This is a genomic window from Micromonospora sp. NPDC005197, from assembly GCF_040608295.1.
Lineage (GTDB): Bacteria > Actinomycetota > Actinomycetes > Mycobacteriales > Micromonosporaceae > Micromonospora.
The window spans coordinates 1-18,482 of the sequence record NZ_JBEXHY010000011.1 but is presented as its reverse complement, the minus strand read 5'-3'; the positions used below and the strand labels follow the sequence as shown (position 1 = coordinate 18,482).

Below are 18,482 nucleotides of genomic sequence, written 5' to 3'. Positions count from 1 at the left end.
TCACGCTCGGTGGCTGTCGAATGACTGTTAGCGTACGGCGATGTCCGCAGGTCGAGAGGGGACGCAGGCGAGCGGCGGCGGTCCCGGGGTGACCGACGCGGGTCGCCTGGCGGCATTCAGCGACGGCGTGTTCGCCATCGTCATCACCCTGCTGGTGCTGGATCTGCGGGTCCCGGAGTTCCACGAGGGTGGGCTGGCCGAGGGGCTCCTCGGGGAGGGGCCGGCCTATCTCGCCTTCGTCGTGTCGTTCATCTATGTCGGTGTTCTCTGGCTGAATCATCACGCCGTGCTCCAGTTGGTCCGGGGCACCACTGCCGCCTTCAGCTCGATCAACCTCGGCATCCTCTTCGGCGTGGTGATCATTCCGTTTCCCACCGCCGTCCTGGCGTCGGCGCTGGCCGACGGCAACACCGACGATCTGCGCGTGGCGGTCGTCCTGTACGCGTTCGCCGCAGCACTGATGTCGGCGCCCTGGTGGGTGCTCTTCGCCTATGTGCGCCGCCATCCCGAGTTGCGTGCCGACTCCGTCGACCAGGAGCAGGTCCGGGTGCAGGAGGCCCGCCCGATCGTCGGCCTGGTGCTCTACGGCCTGACCGGGGTGCTCGGTTGGTTGGTGACCCCACTGCTCGGCCTGATCGGTGTGGTCATGATGATCATCTTCCACGGCGCCACGAGCCAGGGTCTCCGCCACGGGGACGGTCTGTTCGGGTCGCTGATGGGCGGCGCGGTGCTCGACGCCGAGCGGATCGACGGCTACCTGTACGAGGAGGCCGGCGAGTACCTCGGCACGGGTCTCGGGATGCGGACCCGAGGTGTGGTCGGCGTCTTCAACATCGCTGTCGTCCCGGGCGCGCGCGGTCGTGGCCTGGGTCGCGCGATCACCGAGAAAGTGCTGCGCGAGGGTGTCGCGGCCGGTGCGGACGCGGCGTACCTGCAGACCAGCGCGCTCGGCCGGCCACTGTACGAGTCGATGGGCTTCCGCCTCCTGGAGAACTGGACCGCCTTCCATGCGTGACCACGCGCCGAAACGGTCGGGGCCGCGGCGCGGTCGACGCGCCGACGCGCCCGTGCACGAGACACGAGGGGACCTCGACCGTGAGCTTCAGTGACGATGTCCGCTCGGCCTTTCGGCGTGGGGAGACCGGCGCGGTGGTGCGGATGAGTACGGCCGAGATCGAGCGGGCTCGGGCCGTCGGCGACGCGGCCGGCGAGGTGGAGGCCCGGTACAGCCTCGCGCGGGTGGCGATTCGTGGCGGCGACCTGACGCTCGGGGAGGCGCGGGCGCGGGAGGCACTCGACGTCGCGGTGCGCTCTGGCGATCGCGCGTTGGAGGAGCGGCCGAGACACGTGCTGGCCGCGGTGGCGCGGATGGCCGGCGATCTGACGCGGGCGCGGGATCTGTACCGGGAGAGCATCGCGCTGAACGAGACGCTGGGTCGGCCGGAGACCGTCAACTCCGAGACGCACAACCTGGCCTTCTGCGAGCTGGGTCTCGGCAACCTCGCCGAGGCGAGGAGGCTGTTCACCCTCAGCCGTACCCGGGTGTTCCGGCACGGCTGGGACGAGTTCGTGCCGTACGTCTGCGTGGCGGGCGCGGCGCTCGCGTCCGCCGAGGGCGACCACCCGCGAGCGGCGCTCATGGTCGGTCTCGCGGACGCGGCGTTCGCGGCGCTCGGCCAGGTGCCGGACCCGGACGACGCGGCCGACCTCGCCGCCGTGCGGGACGCCGCGACCGAGGCGCTCGGCCCCGCCGCTTACGCCGCCGCTCAGGAGCGGGGTCGGCACCTCGATCCCCGTACGGCGTTCGACGACGACGACCTTTGAGAGGGACGGGCGGTCAGGCCGGCGGCTCGGGGGCCGGCCGGGCATCGTGATCGTCGCCCGCGCGGGCCCGCGCGGCGGCGACGGCCTGGCCCCGCTCCGAAGCGGGAAAGCGGTCGAGCATCGCGCGCACCTCGTCGGCGCTCACGTTGGCGCCGAACAACTCGCTGCCCGGCTCGAGTCGTACCCCCTCGGCGAGGGGGCCGGCGACGACCGGGTCGAAGCCGAAATCGTCCACAAGGAACGCGACCGTGGCGAGGTCGGCCTCGTCGTCACCGGCGATCGCGATGGCCTTGCGGTCGGCCGCGCCCGTCGGCCGCGCCTCGTCCTCAAGGTCGTGGTAGCCCATGTGGTTGAACGCCTTGACGACCCGCGCGTCGGCCAGGAACGCCTGGACGATCTCACTGGACGAGGTGCGCGGGTCGGTCAGGTCGTCGCGGATGCCGTCCACCTCCCACCAGTAGTTCATCGCGTCGACGACGAGCTTGCCGCGCAGCGCCTCGGCGGGGAGCGCACGGTACTTGCCCAGGGGGAGGGCGAGGATGACCATGTCGGCGCCGGCCACCGCGTCGACCGCGGTGGTCGCCACCGCCCCGGGCGTGAGCACCTCGACGGTCAGGGCGATCTTCGCCGGGTCGCCGGAGCCGGCGACGAGCACCCGGTAGCCGGCGGCGAGCGCGAGCCGGGCGAGGACGGTGCCCACCTTGCCGGCGCCGAGGACGGCGAGGGTCCGGGGGCGGTCGGGGCCGCTGTCGTTCATGTCTTCCTTCCAGAGGGTCGGCCGGCGGGTCAGCTGGCCAGGATGTCGCGGACCATGGGGATCACCCGGGAGCCGTACAGCTCCACGGCGCGCATCCGGGCGCTCACGGGCTGCGCTCCGGCGGTGTAGATGAGGTCGAACCGGCCGACGCCCAGGCTGCGGATGGCACCAGCCATCCGGCGGGCCACCGTCTCGGGCGAGCCGATGTAGAGCGAGCCGTGCTCGACCTCGGAGTCGAACTCCGTACGGCGGATCGGTGGCCAGCCCCGCAGCGCGCCGATCCGGTCCCGCATGACCCGGTAGTGCGGCCAGAACAGCTCCTTGGCCTCCTCGTCGGTGTCGGCGATGAAGCCGGGCGAGTGCATCCCGACCGGGTGCGCGGTGGTGCCGAGCTGGTCGGCCGCCCGGCGGTAGAGGTCGATGTAGGGCGCGAAACGCTCGGGAGCGCCGCCGATGATGGCGAGCATGAGCGGCAGGCCGTACCGGGCGGTCCGCACCACCGACTGGGGTGAGCCGCCCACGCCCACCCACTCTACGTCGTCTGCTACGTCGGCTTCGGCCTTCCCACCGTGATCGCCGGCTTCCTCGTCGTCTACGCCGGCGGTCTGCCGCAGACCGCCGGCGAGTACTCGGTCGCCGTCATCCTCCTCGCCCTCGTCGCCCTGCTCGGGGTGCGCAGAGCGACGAGGGCGGCACCCGGCTGATGCCGGGAACACCGCACCCGCCGCCGGCGCAGGACGTGGCGCGGTGATCGCCGACGGCGCTGCCCGCACGCGATCACGACCCGGTTGCCGGGGCGCGTCGACGGCGACCTGACGTCGGCCCGCCCCACCGTCCACCGAGGCCGGCGCGGCGGTGTTGCTGCGTGTCCGCCTCCACCGGCACACCGACAAGAATCGTCAGATGTATTGGCGAGGTTGGTCGGTGGTGCAGGTGTCCACCGTGGCCGCCGGCCCCCGCCACCGCTCCGGGCGAGTCCGATCTCTCCTGATAAGGGTCGGGTCGCCGCCCACGATCCTTCCAGCTATCGACCGTTGCCTATTGCGTGACGCCGGAGTAATCTTCCCGAAACACATCAGACGTTTCGTCGTCTGAGGGTCTGCCAACGGCCTGCGCAGCGAGGTCAGGTCGGTGCCACCGCGCGGATCCGCTATCGGGCTTCGGCGTTGTCGCGCTTGGGGTGGCCGGATCGGTCACCGTTTGGAGGATCGATGTCAGACCTGACCCGGCGCCAAGCCCTCAAGATCGGCGCAGCCGGCGCGGGCGGTGCCCTGCTGCCGCTGCCCTGGACGGCGACCGCCCAAGCCGACTCCGTCGCGCCGCCGCAGGTGCTGGCGGCCAACGACCTCGCCCTCTGGTACGACGAGGGTGCCGGCACCGACTGGCTGCGGGCCCTGCCGATCGGCAACGGCCGGCTCGGCGCGATGGTGTTCGGCAACGTCGACACCGAGCGACTTCAGCTCAACGAGGACACGGTGTGGGCCGGCGGCCCGCACGACCCCAGCAACACCAGAGGCGCGGCCGCGCTGCCGGAGATCCGGCGACTGGTCAACGCGAACCAGTGGACGCAGGCCCAGGATCTCATCAACCAGACCATGATGGGCAACCCCGGCGGGCAGTTGGCCTACCAGACCGTCGGCAACCTCCGGCTCGCCTTCGGATCCGCCAGCGGAGCGTCCCAGCACAACCGCACGCTCGACCTGACGACCGCCACCGCCACGACGTCGTACGTCCTGGGTGGTATCCGTTATCAGCGTGAGGTCTTCGCCAGCGCGCCGGACCAGGTCATCGCGATGCGACTGACCGCCGACCGCACCAATTCGATCAGCTTCACCGCCACGTTCGACAGCCCTCAGCGCACGACGGTGTCCAGCCCGGACGGTGCCACGATCGGCCTCGACGGCGTCTCCGGCAGTCAGGAGGGCGTCACCGGGCAGGTCCGTTTCCTCGCCCTGGCCAACGCCACCGTCACCGGGGGCACCGTGTCCAGCTCCGGCGGCACCCTGCGGGTCACCAACGCGACAAGCGTGACCCTGCTCATCTCGATCGGCTCCAGCTACGTCAACTACCGCAACGTCGGTGGCGACTACGGGGGCATCGCGCGACAGCGCCTCAGCGCGGCGCGCGCCTACAGCTACGACCAGCTGCGCAGCCGGCACGTCGCCGACTACCAGGCGCTGTTCGGGCGGGTGACCATCGACCTGGGCCGCACCTCCGCCGCCGACCAGACGACCGACGTCCGGATCGCGCAGCACAACAGCGTCAACGACCCGCAGTTCTCCGCGCTGCTGTTCCAGTTCGGCAGGTACCTGCTGATCTCGTCGTCGCGGCCCGGCACCCAGCCGGCGAACCTCCAGGGCATCTGGAACGACTCGCTGACCCCCTCGTGGGACTCGAAGTACACGATCAACGCCAACCTGCCGATGAACTACTGGCCGGCCAACACGACCAACCTGGCCGAGTGCCACAACCCGGTGTTCGACATGGTCCGCGACCTGTCGGTGGCCGGCGCCCGCACCGCCCAGGTGCAGTACGGCGCGGGCGGCTGGGTCACCCACCACAACACCGACGCGTGGCGGGCCACCGCCGTCGTGGACGGCGCGTTCTGGGGCATGTGGCAGACCGGCGGCGCCTGGCTGTCCACGCTGATCTGGGACCACTACCAGTTCAACGGTGACGTCGAGTTCCTGCGGACGAACTACCCGGCCATGAAGGGTGCCGCACAGTTCTTCCTCGACACGCTGGTGACCGAGCCGACCCTCGGCTATCTGGTGACCAACCCGTCGAACTCGCCGGAGCTCAGCCACCACGCGAACGCCAGCGTCTGCGCCGGCCCCACGATGGACAACCAGATCCTGCGTGACCTGTTCGACGCGTGCGCCCGCGCGAGCGAGATCCTCAACGTGGACAGCACCTTCCGGGCCCAGGTCCGCGCCACCCGGGACCGGCTCGCGCCGATGAAGATCGGCTCGCGGGGCAACATCATGGAGTGGCTCTACGACTGGGTGGAGACCGAGCCCAACCACCGGCACATCTCGCACCTGTACGGGCTGGCCCCCAGCAACCAGATCACCAAGCGCGGCACCCCGCAGTTGTTCGAGGCCGCCCGCCGTACGCTGGCGTTGCGCGGTGACGACGGCACCGGCTGGTCGCTGGCCTGGAAAATCAACTTCTGGGCGCGGATGGAGGAGGGCAAGCGGGCCCACGACCTGATCCGCTACCTCGCCACCACCGCCCGGCTCGCGCCCAACATGTTCGACCTGCACCCGCCGTTCCAGATCGACGGCAACTTCGGCGCCACCGCCGGCATCGCCGAGATGCTGCTCCAGAGCCACATCGGTGAGCTGCACATCCTGCCCGCGCTGCCGCCGGCCTGGCCCAGCGGACGGGTGACCGGCCTGCGGGGCCGCGGTGGGCACACGGTCGGCATCACGTGGGCGAGCGGCGCGGCCACCGAGGTGCTCGTCCGTCCGGACCGTGCCGGCACCGTCCGCCTGCGGTCGCGGTTCCTGACCGGCACCGTCAGCGTCGTCGACACCGCCGACGGGACGTCGCCCCGGGTCACCCGCGTCGAATCCGACCTGATCGAGGTCACCGTGCAGGCGGGACGCACCTACCGGGTGACCAGCACGGGTGTCGCCACGCCGACGCTGGAGCAGAGCTTCACCAACGCCGGCATCAGCAACGACAGCAACACCAACGTCGCAAACTTCGACGGCAACGGCGCCAGTCTCTCCGCGCAGGCCCTGGCGCAGGCCGGCGCCAGCCCGGGCAGCACGGTGAGCCGCAACGGAGTGACCTTCCGCTGGCCCAACGTCAGCCCCGGTACGGCCGACAACGCCATCGCCTCTGGCCAGACCATCGGCGTCAGCGGCACCGGCAGCACGCTCGGCTTCCTCCTGACCGGCACCTACGGCGCCGTGTCGGGAACAGGCACCGTGGTGTACGCCGACGGCACCCGCCAGACGTTCACGTTGAGCACGCCCGACTGGTACGGCGGGCCGCAGTCCGGGGCGACCGCCGCCATCGTGTCGGCCTACCAGAACCGGCCCAACAACGCCCGCCAGGCCACGGCGGCCTGCATCTACTACGTGGGCGTGGCGTTGCAGAGCAAGGCGGTGACCCAGGTCGTGTTGCCGAACATCAGCGCACGGGCCGCGGCGAACGTGCCGACCATGCACGTCTTCGCCATCGCGATCGGGTCCTGACCTTTCGCCTCGCCACCTCCCCGGCGCTGAACGTCGGGGAGGTGGCGAGATCTCGCGGCCCGGCCGCACCCGGCGGGCAGCGCGGTCACCGGCGGCGCGGCGTGATCAGTCCCGACTCGTACGCCCACACGACCAGCTGGGCCCGGTCACGGCAGTGCAGCTTGGTCATCGCCCGGTTCACGTGTGTCTTGGCGGTCAACGGACTGATCACCATTCGCACGGCGATCTCGTCGTTGGTCATCCCGCGGGCGACGAGCTCGACGATCTCCTGTTCGCGGGCGGTCAGCACGTCCCGGCCGGCCGCCGGCACGGCTGGCGGTGGGCCGGCCACGAACTCGCTGATCAGCGTACGGGTGACGGCCGGCGCGAGCAGTGCATCGCCGCGCGCCACGACGGCGACGGCCTGCAGCAGGTCGGCGGGGTCGGCGTCCTTGAGCAGGAAACCGCTGGCGCCCGCACGCAGGGCGGCGAAGACGTAGGAGTCGAGCCCGTAGTTGGTGAGAATGAGAATCCGGATCGCGGCAAGGTCGGGGTCCGCGGCGATGCGCCGGGTCGCCTCGATGCCGTCGAGCCCCGGCATCTGCACGTCCATCAGTACGACGTCCGGGCGCAGGCGTCGCGCGAGGTGCACGGCCGACGTGCCGTCGGTGGCCTCACCGACGACCTCCAGGTCGTCCTCTGCCTCCAACAGCGCCCGGAACCCGGCTCGCATCAGCGCTTGGTCGTCGGCGAGCAGGACCCGGATCATGCCGGCTCCCCGCGCCGTCGCCCGGTCATGCCGGCTCGTCGAGGGGGAACGTGGCCCGCACCGTGAACCCGTGGTCGTCGCGGGCGGCGGCTTGCAGGGTGCCGCCCAGTCCGGTGACCCGTTCCCGCATACCGCGCAGTCCCACCCCCGGTGTCGGGGGCCGCGCTGGCGACGCCCGCCCGTCGTCGGTGACCGCGACGGTCAGCCCGGCCGGGGCGTACTCGACGTGAATGTGCGCGGTCGCGGGGCCGGCATGGCGGGCTACATTGGTCAGGGCCTCCTGGACGACCCGGTAGCCGGCCTGGTCGACCTCGTCGGGCAGGCTCCGGGGCCGGCCGCTGACGGTGACCTGGACCGGCACGCCGACCGCCCGGGTCCGCTCGGCGAGTTCGTCCACCCGGGCCAGCCCGACGCGGTCGTCGTCGGGGGCGCGCAGGATGTCGAGGGTGGTGCGTAGTTCCCGCATCGCGGCGCCGCTGGCCTCCTGGATCGCCAGCAGTGTGGCCGACGGTTCCTCGCCGTGCTTGCGGGCCAAATGCACGGCGATCCCGGCCTGCACCTTGATCACCGAGATGCTGTGGGTCAGGGAGTCGTGCAGGTCGCGGGCGATGCGCAGACGCTCCTCCCCGGCACGGCGCAACGCCATCTCCTCGCGGGTGCGTTCGGCCTCGATGGCCCGCTGTTCGACCTGCTCCAGGTACGCCCGGCGTTGCCGGCCGACGAGCCCGGCGACGTTGGCCGCCACGAACCATCCCAGCAGCAGGGCCGTCCGCTCGACGATCAGCTGGTTGGGGCGGTCGGCCGGCGCCACCGAGACGTCGCGGGCCAGGAAGCCACCGAGGAAGGCGAGGCTGGCCACGGCAGCGGCCGCCCGGCGACCCCGCCAGGCGGCGAGGTAGACCACGCCGAGCACGGGGAACGCGGCGGACACCCCGGAGTGCACCCGGATGTGCAGGGCCAGCATGGCGGCGGTCACCACGCCCAGCGCGACCACCGGGTACCGCCGGCACACCGCGAGGGCCGCCGCCATGGCGAGGACCAGGGCGACGTCGAGGGCCCCGACGGTCGCGGCGTCCGGTGCGAGCGCGGCGTTGCCGAGCAGCAGGCCGCCGAGGGCGAGTCCACTGAGGGCGTACGGCAGGTCGCGGCGCATGGTCGCACTTTAGAACGGCCGTCGTCCGTGGAGCATCCCGCGCGTGCGGTAGATCAGGCGTACCACGGGGGTGGTATCGCGGCGGAGCAAGTGTCTGCGGCGGAACGACGTTTTCCCAGCCCGCCACGGCAAGCATCGACCCCATGACATACCGCTTCTTCACCCCCATCCCCACGAAGGCGGCCACCGGCCGCACCGCGGAGGTCTACCAGCAGTCGCGCGAGGACTTCCTCGGGCCGCTGCCCACCTTCCAGGTGCTCTCGGCCGTGCCGGAGGTGCTGGCCGCGACCTGGTCGCTGCTGCGCGAGGCCCTGCTCGCCGGGGACGCGTCCCGGGTCGAGCGCGAACTCGTCGCGGCGGCCGTGTCCCGGGCCAACCGCTGTCAGTTCTGCGTCGACGCCCACGTGCTGCTGCTGCACGCCCTGGGCGAGCACGCTCTGGCCGAGGTCGTCGCCCGGGGCGGGACGCCACCCGACCCGAGGCACGCCGAACTCGCCCGCTGGGCCCAGGCCAGCCGCAGCCCTCGCGCCGCCGACTGGAGCAGCACGTACCGCCCGGAGGTCACCGGCACGCTGCTCGCCTTCCACTTCATCAACCGGATCGTCTCGGCGCTGCTCGACCCCGACCTGCTCCCCGGCGGCCTGCAACGCTCCCCGCTGGTGCGTTCGGTCGGGGGCCGGTTGTACGCCAGGGCCGCCCGGGAGCCGAGGGAACCCGGTCGCAGTCTCCCGCTCATCGAGGCGGGTCCGACGCCGCCGCCGGCGTGGGCGGGGGACAGCCCGGTCGGTGTCGCCTACGCGTCGTTGCGAACCGCCGCCACCCGGGGCGGGGACCTGCTGGGCGACGTGGCCCGCCAGACCGTGACGGCCACGGTGCGCTGGGAGGACGGGCGGTTCCCGGCCCGGCCCGCCGACTGGGCCGTCGACCTGGTCCGGGACGTGCCCGGCCGGGACCGTATCGGAACCCGGATCGCGTTGCTGGCGGCGTTCGCGCCCAGCGCGATCAGCGTGGGGGACGTCGCCCTCTGGCGGCTGTCGCACCCCGCCGACGCCGACCTCGTCCGGCTGGTCGCGTACGGGGCGATCACGGCCACCGACCATGTCGCCCAGGCCCTGGCCTCGGCGCACCTCTAGGAGATCACCATGCGTAAGGCATTCGTCGTCAGCGCCGCCCTGCTGCTCATCGCGTTCGCCGTCCAGTTCGTCTTCGCCGCCGTCGGCGCGTTCACGAAACCCGGGGGCGACGGCGCGTACGCCCTGCACAGTGTCAACGGCATGGCCGTCATCCCCGTCCTCACCCTGCTCACCGCCCTGTTCGCCGCGCTGGCGAAGGCGCCGGGCCGACTCGTCGGACTGGCGATCCTGCCGGTCGGCCTCGTCGTCGTGCAGGCGCTTCTCGCCATGCTCGCCAACGCCTCCACCGACGCCGCCGGAGTCAGCACCGCGTTCGGCCTGACCCTCGGCGGGTTGCACGCGCTCAACGGCATCGTCGCGGTGCACGTCGTGGTCGGCGTCCTTCGGGCAGCGCGGAGGCTGGGTGGTCCGGCGCCGGTGGGCGACATCCGCGAGGCCGTCCGGGAGGGGGAGCCGGCATGACCACCGGCTCGCTGCTCGTGGCGGACCTCGTGCTCGCGGTTCTCACCGCCGCCGGATGGTTGGGTGGCGGCGCCGCGGCGGCCGCCCGGCGCCGTCCGCTCGCACTCGGGCTGGCCGCCGTCGCGCTGCTCGCCACGCTCGGCCGCGCGCTCACGGTGATCGCGCTCGCCCGCGCCGGCTGGTGGTTCGCCGCGGAGAAGGTCCTCATCGCCGCGCCCCTGTCGCTCGCCGCGGTGGTCGTCGCCGGGCCGCGGCTGCTGCGGGCCGCGGGCGACCTCCGGTCCGTCGCGGTCCCGCTCCTCTTCGCCGGGTACGCCGTGAGCGGCGCCCTGCTCGTGACGATCCTGCACGGGTATCCGGCGTCGGCCTCGGTGGGGCTGCTCGCGGTCGCCGGGGTCGGCACGGCGGCGGCGGTCTCGTGGCGCTTCCTCGACGCGCGCCCGTCCCGGACGGTGTCCCGGGCGGCCACCGTGGTGACGGTCGCGGCCCTGCTGGCCGGAACCGGGCTGGCCGTCGCCCCGGACGCCGCGCCCGCCGTACCGCATGATCATGGCTATCCGCAGATCCGGACCACCGACGAACCCACTCGGCGGTTCACCCTGACGGCCGGGACGGCCAGGGTGAACGTGGGCGGCCGCGACGTCGCGGCGTGGGCGTTCAACGCGCAGGTACCCGGGCCGGAGTTGACCGCCACCGTCGGCGACGTCGTGGAGGTGACGCTGCACAACCGGGACATCGGGCGGGGCGTCACCCTGCACTGGCACGGGTACGACGTGCCGAACAGCCAGGACGGGGTGCCCGGGGTGACGCAGGCAGCGGTGCTGCCCGGCCAGGAGTTCGTCTACCGGTTCCGTGCCGATCAGGCCGGGACGTACTGGTACCACACCCACGCGGTGTCCGACGTCGGTGTGCGGATGGGCCTCTACGGCGTCCTGGTGGTGCGCCCGGGGCCGACGACCGGCCTCGACGTCACCGTGCCGGTGCACACCCTGGCGGGTCGTCCGCTGCCCCCGGCGCGAGTGGAACGGGTCGAGGCCGGCGTGCCGGTGCGGCTGCGCCTGATCAACACCGACAACACGACGCACCGGTACGCCCTGGCCGGGGCCGCCTTCCGGGTCGCCGCGATCGACGGCTCTGATCTGCGGGGTCCGACGCCGCTCGCGGACACCGCCGTGCTGATCCCGGCCGGAGGCCGCTACGACCTGGTGTTCACCGCGCCGGCCAGCCCGGTGGCGCTGTTCGTCGACGGACGGGTGGTCTACTCCACCGGGGAGGTGTCGACGGCGACCGGCGGGTGGCCCGTCCTGGACCCGCTCACCTACGGCGTGCCGGCTCCGGTGCCGTGGGCCCGGTTCGACCGGAAGTTCACCCTCGTCCTCGATCGTGGTCTCGACCTGCGCGGACTGCTCCCGCGATACGCCCACACCGTGAACGGCGCGGCCGATCCGGACATCCCGCCGCAGGTCGTCCGCCGCGGCGACGTCGTCCGCTTCACGATCGTCAACCGGTCGCAGACCGTGCACCCGTGGCATCTGCACGGCCACCACGTTCTCGTGCTGTCCCGCACCCGGAAGGCGGCGATCGGAAGTCCGTTGTGGCTGGACTCGTTCGACGTCCGGCCGGGTGAGGTGTGGGAGGTGGCGTTCCGAGCCGACAACCCGGGGATGTGGGCCAACCACTGCCACAACCTGGGGCACGCCGACGCCGGGATGACGCTGCACCTGATGTACTCGTGATCTCCCGCGCCGTTCCCGGTTTCGGCCCGACCCTGGCGGGAACCCCGTCGCCGCCCGTGCAGCGGAGGCAGGCGACGAAGAGGTGGCTATGACGCTGGCCAACCCGGCTCCCGACTATTTCGAGCCCGAAGACGGCATGTTCCTGGCGACGCTGCTCATCGTCCGCGACATCGATCGGTCGCGGGAATACTACGAGCGGGTGTTCGGGGCGACGTGCGTCCATGACGCGAACCCGTTGATCATGAGGTTCTTCAACAGCTACATCATCATCAACGTCGAGGGCGGCCCGACGGACGACAAGCCGACGGTCCAGGCCAAGGCCCCGGTCGACGCCAACACCCTGAGCTGCGCGATGAATGTCCGGGTCCGGGACATCCACGCGCTCTACACCGAGTGGAAGGCCCGCGGCGCGGATTTCCTCACCGAGCCGAAGGACCACGGCACGGAGATCCGTTGTTACCTCCGCGACCCCGACGGCTATCTGGTGGAGATCGGGCAGGGCCTCTAGGCCGCGGAGTCCCATCGCGGGCCGCCGGATCGGGCAGGCGCAGCACCCGGCCCCGTCGCGCGGCGGCGGGGCCGGGTGTCGGTGCGCGGAGTCGGTCGGGATCAGCTGGTTCCGCAGCTGACCGTCGGCCAGTTCCAGTTGCCGTTGGCCATGATCGTTATGCCGAAGTTGTTGCCGTTGCCGTTCGGCCTGGCGGTGACGGTTCCGCTGGTGCCGCTGACGGAGGCGTTCCAGCTGTTCTGAATGCTCTGGCCGCCGCCGAGTCCGAGTCTGACGACCCAGTTGCTGGTGCCGCTGACCGCGACGTTCAGATTGAAGCGGTCGCCCCACTGCTGACCGGCGGAGAGCGTCGCGTTGCAGGTGCCGGTCCCCGGGTTACCGGTGGTGGGCCCGGAGGTGGGTCCGGAGGTCGGGTTGCCGCCGCCGCCCTCCTGGACGGTGACGTCGGAGCTGCCGCTGCTCTGGTAGCCCTCGGTGGCCATGATCTGGTAGCTGTGATTGGTGCCGAGGTTCAGGCCGGCGCGGGCCCAGGCGTCGAAGTGGTTGGCGGTGGTGATGGTGCCACTCGAGCGCTTGTTCTGACGGACGCTCCAGTACTGGTAGAACGTCTGGTTGCCGTCGATCGACGGGGCGTTGACCCGCTGGCTGCGCAGGATGTCGTAGGTGCCGCCGTCAGTGGTCACCGTGCCCAGCCGCTGGGCGCCGCTGCTCGGGTTGTAGCTGCCGAAGTTCTCCACCACGTAGTACTCGATGAGCGGGTTGCGCGTCCATCCGTACAGGGCGAGGTAGGTGTTGTTGTTCCCCGGGTTGTAGTTGGCCGAGTAGCTGACCGTCCGCCGCGAGCCGGTGGCCCAGCCCTTGCCGCCGACCCAGTTGTTGGTGCTGCGGTCCCAACTGCTGGAGTACCGGCCGTCGGCGCGCAGCGTCATGCTGGCGTTGCCGCCGTCCTTCCAGAAGGAGAAGTAGTAGCCGTTGTGCGTGCCGGTCAGGCTCGAGGTGAGCGTCCGGTCGGCCTCGGCGTACGCGTTGGTCGCCGTCACCGTGCCGGCGATGGCCAGGACGGCGGCGCAGGCGGCGCCCAGGAGCAACCGGATTCGGCCGCGCCTCCCTGGCCTGGTGGGGGTGTGGCTGGTGTCGGTCATGTGGGTGGTTCCTCCTCGTAACGGCCACGGCGTCGTGCCGCGTGGTGGTGGTTGGCCGGTCGTCCTGCACGACGACCGGAGGAGTGGGCCGTGGTGGCTGGTGCTGACGGTGATTGAGCGTCGTCGATGGGGACCGTATTAACCCGGTCGTCGACTTGTCAACAATTTCCGGAAACGCCGTGGCAACATCGCTCTCGGCTCCCCCTGCGGGAGGGACGCGTGTCGAGCCAGGTCAGTAGTCAATCAGAGTTCGGTATCGTCATACGACTGTCGGCGCCGACGGACCTCACTTCGGCCGGAAGCCGCCGAAATTTCCGAAGACTTTCCGGACCTTGACCACCAGGTGCGGGAAGTGGGTCCGGGAGGGGGCACCGCCACTCCGGCGTGCCGGATGGGTTAAAACTTGATCCGTTCCAAAATAGTGAGCTAGTGTTCCTCGGGTGATGCCCGACTTCGAGGCGCAACTGCGAGCCGCCTCGCTGCGCGTGACCCGGCCCCGGCTGGCGGTGCTCGCGGCCCTGCGCGACCACCCCCACGTCGGCACCGACGCGGTGATCGCGCTGGTGCGGGCGGAGCATCCCACCGTGTCCCACCAGGCCGTGTACGACGTGCTGCGGGTGCTCACCGACGCCGGTCTGGTACGCCGGATCCAGCCTGCCGGCGCCACCGCCCGCTACGAGTCCCGGGTGGCGGACAATCACCACCATGTCGTGTGCCGCTCCTGCGGCGCCATCGCCGACGTCGAGTGCGCCGTCGGCCACGCCCCCTGTCTGACCGCCTCCAATGACCACGGCTTCGTGGTCGACGAGGCGGAGGTCGTCTACTGGGGCACCTGCCCCGGTTGCGCGGCCGCTCGCACCTCCCAGTGATCCGCCAGTTCGGAAGGAAGTACATGAGCGACACCCAGGACAACGGCCCCATCAGCGCGCAGGGCGTGGACGAGAAGGCCGCGGCCGGCTGCCCGGTCGCGCACGACTCGGTGACCGCGCACGGCAGCGAGAGCGAGAACCCGGCGATCGACTCGCCGACCCCGAAGACCGGTGGTCGTCCGCGCACCAACCGGGACTGGTGGCCCAACCAGCTCGACCTCTCGGTGTTGCACGCCCACTCGTCGAAGGGCAACCCGCTGGGTGCGGACTTCAGCTACGCCAAGGAGTTCGCCAAGCTCGACGTCGAGGCCCTCAAGCGCGACATCGTCGAGGTCCTCACCACCTCGCAGGACTGGTGGCCGGCCGACTTCGGCCACTACGGCGGCCTGATGATCCGGATGAGCTGGCACGCCTCCGGCACGTACCGGATCGAGGACGGTCGGGGCGGCGCCGGCGACGGCGGGCAGCGGTTCGCGCCGCTCAACAGCTGGCCGGACAACGCCAACCTGGACAAGGCCCGTCGGCTGCTCTGGCCGGTCAAGCAGAAGCACGGCCAGAAGATCTCCTGGGCCGACCTGCTGGTGCTCGCCGGCAACGTGGCCCTGGAGTCGATGGGCTTCAAGACCTTCGGCTTCGGCTTCGGTCGCGAGGACGTGTGGGAGCCCGAGGAGATCTTCTGGGGCCCCGAGGACACCTGGCTCGGCGACGAGCGGTACGCCACCGAGAAGGAGATGGCGGCCGGCGTCGGTTCGACGGAGATGGGTCTGATCTACGTCAACCCGGAGGGCCCCCGCGGCAACGCGGACCCGGCGGCGGCGGCGCACTTCATCCGGGAGACCTTCCGCCGGATGGCGATGAACGACGAGGAAACCGTCGCCCTCATCGCCGGCGGTCACACCTTCGGCAAGACCCACGGTGCCGGCGTCGCCGACGGCCACGTCGGCGCGGAGCCCGAGGGCGCCCCGCTGGAGGCGCAGGGCCTCGGCTGGCTGAGCACCCACGGCAGCGGCAAGGGCCCGGACACGATCACCAGCGGCCTCGAGGTGACCTGGACCGACCAGCCGACGCAGTGGAGCAACCGCTTCTTCGAGATCCTCTTCGGCTACGAGTGGGAGCTCACCACGAGCCCTGGTGGCGCGAAGCAGTGGGTCGCCAAGGATGCCGAGGCGATCGTCCCGGACGCCTTCGACCCGTCGAAGAAGCACCGGCCGACGATGCTCACGACCGACCTGTCGCTGCGCGTCGACCCGGCGTACGAGAAGATCTCGCGCCGCTTCCTGGAGAACCCCGACCAGTTCGCGCTGGCCTTCGCCAAGGCGTGGTACAAGCTGCTGCACCGCGACATGGGCCCGATCGAGCGCTTCCTCGGGCCGTGGGTGGCCGAGCCGCAGCTCTGGCAGGACCCGGTGCCGGCCGTTGACCACGAGCTGGTGGGCGACGCCGACATCGCCGCCCTCAAGGCCAAGGTTCTGGATTCTGGTCTCACCATCGACCAGCTGGTCTCCACCGCCTGGGCCTCTGCCGCGAGCTTCCGGTACACCGACAAGCGCGGTGGCGCCAACGGCGCGCGGATCCGCCTCGAGCCGCAGCGCAACTGGGAGGTCAACCAGCCCGAGCAGCTCGCGTCGGTACTGAGCACCCTGGAGGGCATCCAGCAGGAGTTCAACGCCGCCGGTGGGGCGAGGATCTCGCTCGCCGACCTGATCGTGCTGGCCGGCTCGGCAGCGGTCGAGAAGGCGGCGCGCGACGCGGGTGTCGAGGTGACCGTGCCGTTCCGGCCGGGCCGCACCGACGCCACCCAGGAGCAGACCGACGTCGAGTCCTTCCGGGTCATGGAGCCGCGCGCCGACGGGTTCCGCAACTACCTGCGCCCGGGTGAGAAGACCCAGCCGGAGGTGCTGCTCGTCGACCGTGCCTACATGCTGAACCTGACCGCGCCCGAGATGACCGTCCTCGTCGGCGGTCTGCGGTCGCTCGGCGCCAACACCGGCGGCAGCCAGCACGGCGTCCTCACCGACCGGCCCGGTGTGCTCACCAACGACTTCTTCGCCAACCTGCTCTCCCCGGGCACCCGGTGGAGCGCGTCGAAGTCCGACGAGCACGTGTACGAGATCCGGGACCTGGCCACCGACGAGGTGAAGTGGACCGCCACCGCGGTCGACCTCATCTTCGGCTCCAACTCCCAGCTGCGGGCCCTCGCCGAGGTCTACGCCAGCCAGGACGCGCGCGACAAGTTCGTGCAGGACTTCGTCGCGGCCTGGACGAAGGTCATGGAGCTCGACCGGTTCGATCTCGCCTGATCCTGCGCTCACCGACGAGCCCCGGCCGATCCGTCAGCGATCGACCGGGGCTCGCCCGCGTCCTGCCGCCGCCGAAGACGCAAGGCCCGTCAGCCCAGCCCGGACAGGTACTCTCTGCGTCGCTGCGGCTCGAACTTCTCGATCGCGTACCGCAGCATGACGCGCGGCATGACCCGGTGATGCCGGGCCAGGAACTCCTCCTCGGCCGCCCGGTCGCGGTTGCCCACCTCGCGCAGCATCCAGCCCACCGCCTTGCGGACCAGGTCGTGCGGGTCGTGCAGGAGCCGTTCACCCAGGCGGAACGTCCAGTCGAAGTCACCGATCCTGATGAAGGCGAAGGTCGCCATGATGGCGATGCGCCGGTCCCACACCAGGTCCGACGCGGCCAGGCGATCCAGGACGCTCCGGTCCTTGTCGATCAGCCACGGCCCGAGGATGTACGGGGCGGACGAGTCCACCAGGTCCCAGTTGTTGATGTGGTCGGTGTTGTCCAGCAGGAGGCGGACGACGCGGCCCCGTTCCTCCTCGTCGCCCCGGGCGAACTTGCGGACCAGGACGAACAGTGCCGTCAACCTCTCCTCGTGCACGTCGCTGGTCAGCAGCTCCGCCGTGCCGGTCAGGGAGAGATCGCGCCAGTACCGGGCGGCCACCCGCCGCTGTTCGGGTACGGAAACCCCGATCGCCCGGTCACCCTCGCCGTAGCCGCCCGGGCCCAGTTGGAGGAACCGGCTCGATCCGGCCGCCCGGACCGGGTCGGCGAGGCTCGCGAGTTCGCGTCGGACGTCGGCGGGCGTGGCCATGTCCGTGCAACCTACCGGCCGCGTCCGACGGTTCCGCCGTTCTCGGCGGATTCGGTCGGCGGCGCGCGGTTCGAGGGGCGGTGGGTGGCCGACGAGTTTGGGATGCTGTGCCCGTCTATCTGCCGACAGCACCTCACGTGAAGGAGCACCGCGATGGCGAAGGTCATCTCCACGCTGTTCATCTCGGCCGACGGCGTGGCCGAGATCGACCCCGACTGGCACTTCCCGTACTTCGACGACAACATGGGCCGCGCCGTCACCGAGGACTACGACACGTCCGACGTGCTGCTCATCGGCCGGGTGACCTACGACAGCTTCGCCGGAGCCTGGCCCGACCGGGAGGCGGCGGGTGGCGAGGACGCCGGGTTCGCCAAGCAGCTCGGGGACGTGCGCAAGGTGGTCGTCTCCCGCCAGCCGCTGGAGTTCTCCTGGCGCAACTCGGAGGTCATCGACGGCGATCTCCCGGCGGCCGTCGCCGCGCTCAAGGCCGACGCCGGGATCAAGGGCATCCTCATTCCCGGGTCGATCTCCGTGGTGCAGCAGCTCCTCGCCGCCGGGCTGGTCGACGAGCTGCGTCTGCTGGTGCACCCGGTGGCGGCGCGCAAGGGCCGCAGGCTGTTCGACGACGGCGACACGCCGTACCACCTGCGGGTGATGGCGACCGAGGTGTTCCCGACGGGCGTGCTCCGCGTGATCTACGCGCCGACCGACGCGCCCGGCGCGGTCGGCTACGACGACGTCAAGGACCAGGTGCCCGCGGGAAACTAGGCGACTCGGCCACCCATCTCGCCGGCCGCCCGACGCCTGGTCCGAGCCGGCCCCGTCGCTTGCCGCGACGGGGC

The 18,482-nt window shown here is 71.3% G+C and carries 17 protein-coding genes; 11 read left to right on the top strand and 6 right to left on the bottom strand.

Features of this window, described 5'->3' with window-relative positions:
- Positions 1 to 40 precede the first annotated feature (40 nt).
- The gene (locus ABZU46_RS06770) at positions 41 to 1,015 is read left to right on the top strand and encodes a GNAT family N-acetyltransferase (protein ID WP_354855477.1); all 975 of its coding nucleotides are present in this window, start codon (positions 41 to 43) and stop codon (positions 1,013 to 1,015) included.
- Positions 1,016 to 1,095: 80 nt separating this feature from the next.
- Positions 1,096 to 1,824, top strand: a complete 729-nt coding sequence (locus ABZU46_RS06765; RefSeq protein WP_354855476.1) for a tetratricopeptide repeat protein — start codon at positions 1,096 to 1,098, stop codon at positions 1,822 to 1,824.
- Between the two features lie 13 nt (positions 1,825 to 1,837).
- Here ABZU46_RS06765 and ABZU46_RS06760 read toward each other — a convergent pair whose 3' ends face one another.
- Both ABZU46_RS06760 and ABZU46_RS06755 read right to left on the bottom strand, forming a co-directional pair.
- Entirely contained in the window at positions 1,838 to 2,581 is a 744-nt protein-coding gene (locus ABZU46_RS06760) for an NADPH-dependent F420 reductase (protein ID WP_354855475.1), read from the bottom strand.
- A gap of 29 nt (positions 2,582 to 2,610) precedes the next feature.
- Positions 2,611 to 3,102: an LLM class flavin-dependent oxidoreductase gene (locus tag ABZU46_RS06755; RefSeq protein ID WP_354855474.1), complete on the bottom strand. Its 492-nt coding sequence runs from the start codon at positions 3,100 to 3,102 to the stop codon at positions 2,611 to 2,613.
- Positions 3,103 to 3,150: 48 nt separating this feature from the next.
- Between ABZU46_RS06755 and ABZU46_RS06750 the strand changes: the two genes are divergently transcribed.
- The gene (locus ABZU46_RS06750; RefSeq protein WP_354855473.1) at positions 3,151 to 3,285 is read left to right on the top strand and encodes a hypothetical protein; all 135 of its coding nucleotides are present in this window, start codon (positions 3,151 to 3,153) and stop codon (positions 3,283 to 3,285) included.
- A 507-nt stretch (positions 3,286 to 3,792) separates the two neighbouring features.
- Positions 3,793 to 6,789: a glycoside hydrolase family 95 protein gene (locus ABZU46_RS06745; protein WP_354855472.1), complete on the top strand. Its 2,997-nt coding sequence runs from the start codon at positions 3,793 to 3,795 to the stop codon at positions 6,787 to 6,789.
- Positions 6,790 to 6,874: 85 nt separating this feature from the next.
- On the opposite strand, the gene ABZU46_RS06740 is transcribed toward ABZU46_RS06745, so the two are convergent.
- Positions 6,875 to 7,537, bottom strand: a complete 663-nt coding sequence (locus tag ABZU46_RS06740) for a response regulator transcription factor (protein WP_354855471.1) — start codon at positions 7,535 to 7,537, stop codon at positions 6,875 to 6,877.
- 25 nt (positions 7,538 to 7,562) lie between these two features.
- Positions 7,563 to 8,690, bottom strand: a complete 1,128-nt coding sequence (locus ABZU46_RS06735) for a sensor histidine kinase (RefSeq protein WP_354855470.1) — start codon at positions 8,688 to 8,690, stop codon at positions 7,563 to 7,565.
- Between the two features lie 143 nt (positions 8,691 to 8,833).
- Between ABZU46_RS06735 and ABZU46_RS06730 the strand changes: the two genes are divergently transcribed.
- The 4 genes from ABZU46_RS06730 to ABZU46_RS06715 all read left to right on the top strand — a co-directional run bounded on the left by ABZU46_RS06730 (position 8,834) and on the right by ABZU46_RS06715 (position 12,529).
- The gene (locus ABZU46_RS06730) at positions 8,834 to 9,823 is read left to right on the top strand and encodes a carboxymuconolactone decarboxylase family protein (protein ID WP_354855469.1); all 990 of its coding nucleotides are present in this window, start codon (positions 8,834 to 8,836) and stop codon (positions 9,821 to 9,823) included.
- A 9-nt stretch (positions 9,824 to 9,832) separates the two neighbouring features.
- A complete protein-coding gene (locus ABZU46_RS06725) occupies positions 9,833 to 10,285 on the top strand; it encodes a DUF6220 domain-containing protein (protein ID WP_354855468.1) in 453 nt (150 codons plus the stop codon).
- Positions 10,282 to 12,021, top strand: a complete 1,740-nt coding sequence (locus tag ABZU46_RS06720; RefSeq protein ID WP_354855467.1) for a multicopper oxidase family protein — start codon at positions 10,282 to 10,284, stop codon at positions 12,019 to 12,021. The genes ABZU46_RS06725 and ABZU46_RS06720 overlap by 4 nt, the downstream gene beginning before the upstream one ends.
- An 88-nt stretch (positions 12,022 to 12,109) precedes the next feature.
- On the top strand, positions 12,110 to 12,529 hold the full coding sequence (locus ABZU46_RS06715) for a VOC family protein (RefSeq protein ID WP_354855466.1): 420 nt from the start codon (positions 12,110 to 12,112) through the stop codon (positions 12,527 to 12,529).
- A gap of 101 nt (positions 12,530 to 12,630) precedes the next feature.
- Here ABZU46_RS06715 and ABZU46_RS06710 read toward each other — a convergent pair whose 3' ends face one another.
- Positions 12,631 to 13,671, bottom strand: coding sequence for a glycoside hydrolase family 11 protein (locus ABZU46_RS06710; RefSeq protein WP_354855465.1), 1,041 nt, complete (start codon positions 13,669 to 13,671; stop codon positions 12,631 to 12,633).
- A gap of 440 nt (positions 13,672 to 14,111) precedes the next feature.
- On the opposite strand from ABZU46_RS06710, the gene ABZU46_RS06705 reads away from it, so the two are divergent.
- Positions 14,112 to 14,540, top strand: a complete 429-nt coding sequence (locus ABZU46_RS06705) for a Fur family transcriptional regulator (protein WP_354855464.1) — start codon at positions 14,112 to 14,114, stop codon at positions 14,538 to 14,540.
- A 23-nt stretch (positions 14,541 to 14,563) separates the two neighbouring features.
- Complete coding sequence (gene katG / locus ABZU46_RS06700) at positions 14,564 to 16,840, top strand: catalase/peroxidase HPI (protein ID WP_354855463.1); 2,277 nt, start codon at positions 14,564 to 14,566, stop codon at positions 16,838 to 16,840.
- Positions 16,841 to 16,929: 89 nt separating this feature from the next.
- Here the strand turns inward: katG and ABZU46_RS06695 are convergent, their stop codons facing one another.
- A complete protein-coding gene (locus tag ABZU46_RS06695; protein WP_354855462.1) occupies positions 16,930 to 17,640 on the bottom strand; it encodes a DNA alkylation repair protein in 711 nt (236 codons plus the stop codon).
- Between the two features lie 153 nt (positions 17,641 to 17,793).
- Here ABZU46_RS06695 and ABZU46_RS06690 point away from each other — a divergent pair, with 153 nt between their 5' ends.
- Positions 17,794 to 18,408 (top strand): dihydrofolate reductase family protein, encoded by a 615-nt coding sequence (locus ABZU46_RS06690; protein WP_354855461.1) that lies wholly within the window; start codon positions 17,794 to 17,796, stop codon positions 18,406 to 18,408.
- Positions 18,409 to 18,482 lie beyond the last annotated feature (74 nt).